The sequence below is a fragment of the Ferrovibrio sp. genome, assembly GCF_025869515.1.
GTDB lineage: Bacteria > Pseudomonadota > Alphaproteobacteria > Ferrovibrionales > Ferrovibrionaceae > Ferrovibrio.
On record NZ_JAOZVR010000096.1, the window covers coordinates 1 to 5,172 of the forward strand.

The 5,172-nt window shown below is 58.1% G+C and carries 9 protein-coding genes; all 9 read left to right on the forward strand.

Annotated elements, in window-relative coordinates; translation table 11 throughout:
• Positions 1–184, forward strand: a 184-nt coding sequence (locus tag OJJ21_RS16570; protein WP_297687890.1) for a hypothetical protein, incomplete at its 5' end; no start/stop codon positions are given.
• Between the two features lie 15 nt (positions 185–199).
• On the forward strand, positions 200–997 hold the full coding sequence (locus OJJ21_RS16575) for a hypothetical protein (RefSeq protein ID WP_297687892.1): 798 nt from the start codon (positions 200–202) through the stop codon (positions 995–997).
• A gap of 197 nt (positions 998–1,194) precedes the next feature.
• Entirely contained in the window at positions 1,195–1,842 is a 648-nt protein-coding gene (locus OJJ21_RS16580; RefSeq protein ID WP_297687894.1) for a glycosyl hydrolase 108 family protein, read from the forward strand.
• Entirely contained in the window at positions 1,839–2,030 is a 192-nt protein-coding gene (locus OJJ21_RS16585) for a hypothetical protein (RefSeq protein ID WP_297687896.1), read from the forward strand. The genes OJJ21_RS16580 and OJJ21_RS16585 overlap by 4 nt, the downstream gene beginning before the upstream one ends.
• Positions 2,027–2,425 carry a hypothetical protein gene (locus OJJ21_RS16590; protein ID WP_297687898.1) on the forward strand — a complete coding sequence of 133 codons (399 nt, stop codon included), beginning with the start codon at positions 2,027–2,029 and terminating at the stop codon, positions 2,423–2,425. Before OJJ21_RS16585 ends, OJJ21_RS16590 begins: the two co-directional genes overlap by 4 nt.
• Entirely contained in the window at positions 2,422–4,095 is a 1,674-nt protein-coding gene (locus OJJ21_RS16595; RefSeq protein WP_297687899.1) for a hypothetical protein, read from the forward strand. Before OJJ21_RS16590 ends, OJJ21_RS16595 begins: the two co-directional genes overlap by 4 nt.
• A gap of 43 nt (positions 4,096–4,138) precedes the next feature.
• Positions 4,139–4,486 carry a hypothetical protein gene (locus OJJ21_RS16600; protein ID WP_297687900.1) on the forward strand — a complete coding sequence of 116 codons (348 nt, stop codon included), beginning with the start codon at positions 4,139–4,141 and terminating at the stop codon, positions 4,484–4,486.
• 10 nt (positions 4,487–4,496) lie between these two features.
• The gene (locus tag OJJ21_RS16605) at positions 4,497–4,985 is read left to right on the forward strand and encodes a hypothetical protein (protein WP_297687901.1); all 489 of its coding nucleotides are present in this window, start codon (positions 4,497–4,499) and stop codon (positions 4,983–4,985) included.
• A partial coding sequence (locus tag OJJ21_RS16610) for a hypothetical protein (RefSeq protein WP_297687903.1) occupies positions 4,985–5,172 on the forward strand: 188 nt, incomplete at its 3' end. The genes OJJ21_RS16605 and OJJ21_RS16610, both read left to right, overlap by 1 nt.

A 5,172-nucleotide genomic window follows, 5' to 3' on the forward strand; every position in this document is an offset into this window, starting at 1 on the left:
GTTCCCGGCCGAAATGATCTTTACGCCAACCATATCTCTCGGCTCTGCCACAGCAACGAATATCACTGGCATTGCTGCAACCGGCATCAATACCAAGGGCTGCGGCGCGGCTGGTACCGGCACGACAGGAAGCCCGACAAATAGTCTTTTTTCCGTTTCGTACACAGCAGATGCGAGGCTTTAATCCATGTGCAGGGAAATGATTACCGCGGATCGCATCTATTATGTCCGTCCCGACGGCAACGATGCGAATACGGGGCTAGCCAATACCGCAGCCGATGCGTTCCGAACGATCCAATGCGCCGTCGATGCAGCCCTTTCGATCGATTGGGGTCGGTTCACGGTAAAAATCGTCGCGCAATCCGGGACGGCAGGATCGCCGACCGTCTATACCGATTCAATCTCGGTTATCGGCACCGCGCCGGGACAACGAACAGCACTTGTCATCCAGTCATCGGACGCGACATTTTCGAATGCTTGCATATCCGTCTCGGGCAAAGACGCAATCGCGGTATCGTTCGGTGCATGGGTTCGGGTGACGGGCTTCACGATTTCCGCGCCTTCTACGCTCCCTGTGACAGCGTCATGCATCAACGTCACGGCTGGCGGCAGATGCGACTTCGGAAACATCGCGTTCGGCTCGGCAACTTACATGCATGTCAATGTTGCCGGTACCGGGTCGACAGCTGCCGCCGTGGCAAACTTTGCGATCTCTGGCGGCGCTCAAGGCTTTGTCCATGTCACAAACGGGGCGCAAGTGAGCCTCAACAACGTAACGGCATATCTCAGCGGTACGGTTCCATTCAGCGCATATTTTGCGGGTCTGGCAGCTTGTGGGATCTTGCAGGCTTACAACTTCGTGGCATCCGGGGCCGCTACGGGGCCGCGCTTTACGGTCCACAAGAACAGCATCATCGATACCAGCGGCCAATCCCCGTTGACGTATTTCCCGGGATCATCGGCCGGCGTCGAGGCGACTGGCGGTCGGTGGGTCTAAATCTGGCTATCATACCAGTCGTCGGCAACCTGCTCCGGTGATCGGGTATCGCGCCGCTTGTGGCCTTTGAGCCATTCGATAGCCCGTCTGAAAAACGCCTTGACGCGTGAAAACATGGTGCCTGTCTCTCAATGGGAAGAGGCGGGATTCTAGACCTGCGATCAAGGCTACGCAAGCAACATCACAAGGAAAACGATATGGACCACAATTTCGCGCGGGCGCTTTCGCTCGTCTTGAAACATGAAGGTGGATGGTCTGATCACCCCGCTGACCCCGGCGGTGCGACCATGAAGGGCGTCACACTCGCCAACTTCCGCCGCTATGTGAAGCCGAACGCCACAAAGGCGGATCTGAAGGCCATCACTGACGAGCAGATCGCCACTGTCTACCGCCGCTTCTACTGGGATGCGGTCGCCGGCGCGGAACTCCCGGATGGGGTCGATTATGCCGTGTTCGACTTCGCGGTGAACAGCGGCCCGTCGCGGGCGGCGAAGTACCTGCAGGCGGTCGTTGGCGTGACACAGGACGGCAAGATCGGCCCTGCCACCGTCAAGGCATCTCGCCAGATGGCTCAAGCCTCCATCATTCACAAACTCTGTGACGACCGGCTCGCCTTCCTCAAGCGCCTTTCGACGTGGCCCACGTTCGGCAAGGGATGGGAGCGCCGGGTGAAAGAGGTTCGGTCGGGTGCGCTCTTGATGCTGGGGCAGCCGTCCTCAGCGGTCCTCGCTCCCCCTGTGGTCGAAACGAAGCCGATCACGGTCGAGGCCCAGCCCGTCGAATCCGGCAACTGGCTCGCCATGCTCATCAACGCCATCGCCAAAGTTCTCGGAGGCAAGAAATGACGCCCGTTCTCGCTCGCATCGCCCTTCGCTACGTTGCGGCCTCCTTGGCCACGGCCGGTTATCTCGATGCAGACATGGCCAGTCAGATCGGCGTTGATCCAGATCTTGTCATGATCGTTGGTATCGCCATGGGCGCCGGAATTGAAAGCCTTTACGGGCTTGCGAAAAAGTTTGGCTGGCGCACGTGATCTCCGCGATTCTCAACCTGCTAAGCGGCGGCCTGCTGAAAGCCTGGGAGGCAAAGCTTGCGGCTGACAGCAGCGAAAAGTCGCTGATCGCAGACGCTGCCATTCAGGATATCAAGGCCCAAATGGCGGCGCGCGACGCGGCCAAGGAAATCCGCCTGTCTACCGTGGGCTTCTGGGAAATGCGCGTGGCAACCGCGCTCATCGCATGGACCGTCTCGGCCCATATGGCGCTGATCGGCCTCGATACCATCCTCACCACTGTCAATCTCGGCATTCCTCCGCTGCCCCAGCCAATGCAGGAGTGGGAGGCGCAAATCATCCTGTCTCTGTTCGGCCTGCAGGCGGCGCAGGGCGGAATATCGGCAATCGCATCCGCTATCAGGGGGCGCAAATGAATCTTATCCTTGGCCTCGCCCTTGGCAGCCCGTGCACGATGGGTGGGGGAGAAGCGGTAGTATTGACAGCCGCATCAACCCGTATCCGCGTTCCGAACCGTACTGCGTTCCTGAATACGGGGTCGTCGTTCATGTCCGCGCTGAATCGGATCTCAGCCGGCTCTCCCCCATGGGATATCACCGACGTTCGTGTCTGCATTCCCGGGTTCTACTGCAACAATGCCGGCGGTACTCCCACTGAACGCGTCATGCCGAACAACTTCGATGCGGCCTATTGGCTGGAGGTCAGTGGAACTCGTCACCGGGCCAAATTCGGGGGCAACGGATGGACGAGCCGCGGCGGGACAGGTGCATCGCGCGGCTACTCGACACCCTTCGATTGGGGCGTTTGGTCCGACATCATCGCGGATAAGGCCTTGGGGACGCCTCTCGTTGTCCCGGCAAATACGAACATTTTCCATTGTTCGCTGATCCGTGTCGCGACGGTCGGTGATCTTTTCCCAGCCTCACAATATCTCGCATCGACAGTTGGTGACGCGTGCCGTAACTCGACGGAATCGACTGGCGCAACGCTGGAGGCACTGGCCGATGGCTCTGGCGCTATAACTACCTCTGGGTCTTCCCCTGCGCAGCAGTTCACGCCGATGTACATGGTTGGCCGCCGCGTAGATAATGGAGCGGTCGTCTCCATCCTTCTGACTGGTGACAGTCGCGCCTATTACGCAAACGACTTTGGCTCTGGGCTGCCATCTACCGAGCCGCGCGGCGCGCTGGCGGCTCTTGAGCGCGGTCTTGATTCTCTCACTGGCGGTCGCATCCCAACCATCAGCATTACCATTCCTGGCTCTGGGCCGGCTCAGAGCTACAACGGCGTCTACGGATCTACCGACTACGCCCCCGGTCTGACACATCGCGTCGAACCATTGCTTGTACTCAAGGCCATGACCGGGGCACTGCCTTTCACCCATATTCTCGACCAGCACGGAAATAACGGCAACCCGACATATGCCACTCTGATTGGAGCGCATGTCAGCACGGTCAAAGGGTATTTCCCCGGAATCCCCTACGGGAAAGTGTCGCTTCCGCCGCGCGTTGGCAGCACGACAACAGATGCATACAAAACACTCGCTGGCATGTCTCCAGCCGCCTATGACACCTACCCGAGCGGAGGTCGCGCCGTCTACAATGATGCGATCCTGGCGAATGCATCAAGCGACTTCGACTTTGTTTTCGATGCTGGTATTTATGGCACGGCAGCCTATAACCCAAGCACCGGGGACAAGCTTCCGCCGTCAGATCCTGATTTCAACGACAAGCGCTCGAAATTCATGACTGCGCCGCGAACGGCGACGGTAGCGACAACGTATTCCGGCACCACAGCGATTGTTCTAAATTCCTCTCTACAGGTCGGCGACACAATCGCAGTCGATGACGATCGCACGCATATCTGCGGCCCGATCAGGCTGATCACCGATAACGGAAGCGGAACGTGGACCCACACGATACAGGTGGGCGGTAATGCTTCCGGGGCTGCCGCAGCTGTTGGCGCAACGGTTACTGTCGTGCCGACGACTGACGGCACCCACGAAGAAGCTTGGCTGCATAAAGTCGAAGCTCAAGCCTATATCGACATGAAGACCGCCGGCATGTTCGGTGTCATCCCGGCCTAATTCCATACCGCATTCCCACGATCCAACATGAAAAGGAAATCACATGGCACGCACCAAGGAAGAAATCACTGCTTCATTCGTCAAGAACCATGCCGTCGCGGAACGGGCGCTGAATACCGCCTACAAAGCTGCTTTGAATATGGCGAAGGATGTCGAAGAAGGCATCAAACTCGGCATGGTATCCGGCCTTGAAGCCAAGTCCTTCATATGGGAGCATCGCGCTGCGCCGGGCAAGGTTGCGGAAGCCGCCGCATATCTCGCCACCCTGCATAAGGCGGGAACATCGATCGCGCAGGCTAATGGCGTTGACCTTGGACGCATCGAGGCCGTCGGCGGCGTGACGATCCCGGTTCCGGAGTTCACCACAATGGACGGTGGGCGCAAAGCGTAGGATTTCAGCGATGCAGTGGTATCACGAAGCTCTATTGATCATGGCGTCAGTCGCGGCGGCGACCGCATGGAGGGTGCCACGGGCTGCCCTGTGGCTCTCTCTCGGGGCATTCTCCTACATCACCTCTGCCATCTGGCATAATTACGGTATGCCATATGCGACGGTGTACGGAGCCTCGACAAACTTCGTGATCTGCCTGCTTTTATCCAGATACGCGGCGATGAAATGGGAAATGCTGCTCTTCGACGCGTTCATAGCAATGCTTCTCGTCGATTTCCTATTCGTTACCGGGTTCATCCCAACACAATATTGGTTCGCCGTTTCATTGGAGATCATAAACGCCGCCGCAATCCTGCTGGTGTGGTCTACAGGCATCACGGAAATGGTTCAGCGGAATGGATGGTCTTTCAGTGGGTCTGGTCGCAATTTTCTTGGTCGCTGCCATCGCGCTCTATTCTCGCAGAGAAAAGCATATCCGAGATGGTGGGAGCACCACTAATGCCCGTAAACGAAATCGCAACCGGGATACTCATTAAGTTCCTCGGCTCTATTGCCGGCGCTATCCTCGCCCTTCTTCGCTTCCCTCCTCGAACTCGCTCAGAAGCCGCCAGACGGATTTCCTCATCCATCATCGTCGGCGTCATTTCCGCCTCTGTCGTCGTCTATAAAATCGGCCTTGAAAACGA